This is a genomic window from Mesorhizobium sp. M7A.F.Ca.MR.362.00.0.0, assembly GCF_004023175.1.
In the GTDB taxonomy this organism is placed as follows: domain Bacteria; phylum Pseudomonadota; class Alphaproteobacteria; order Rhizobiales; family Rhizobiaceae; genus Mesorhizobium.
Window position 1 is genome coordinate 1 of record NZ_RZTF01000935.1, and the last position, 390, is coordinate 390.

The 390-nt window shown below is 62.1% G+C and carries 1 protein-coding gene; it reads left to right on the forward strand.

Features of this window, described 5'->3' with window-relative positions:
* Window positions 1-370: hypothetical protein (locus EOC06_RS38590; RefSeq protein WP_306462389.1), on the forward strand; the 370-nt coding region annotated here is incomplete at its 5' end.
* Between the last annotated feature and the right edge of the window lie 20 nt (window positions 371-390).

Below are 390 nucleotides of genomic sequence, written 5' to 3' on the forward strand. Positions count from 1 at the left end.
GCAAGAGCCTATCGCGGTCTTCTCCGGAACTTTTGTCCAGCTGGCGGTTTTGGAGGTATGGTGTGATTCCGGAATGGCCAGGAGGGTATTGGCGATGACCACGAAATGTGTTGCGATCCTAGCTCTCGCTATCGCCATGGGCTCAAGCGTTTGTGCCCCGGCTTTCGCTGGCGACGGGCACCACGACCGCCGGGTCCACTCCGAACGCTACGTTCCCGCCGAAGGCGATCTCATCGACATCCTGTTCGGCGGCCCGCGCTACTACGATCAGCAGTTGGTGACGACGGCCGCCGGCGCGTGCTCCTACCATCGCGTCGGACCCGACGCGAATGCGGTGAACAAGATCAACGATCATCACTGTGGGAAGTAGGCGGCAGGCGGCGCCTCAGC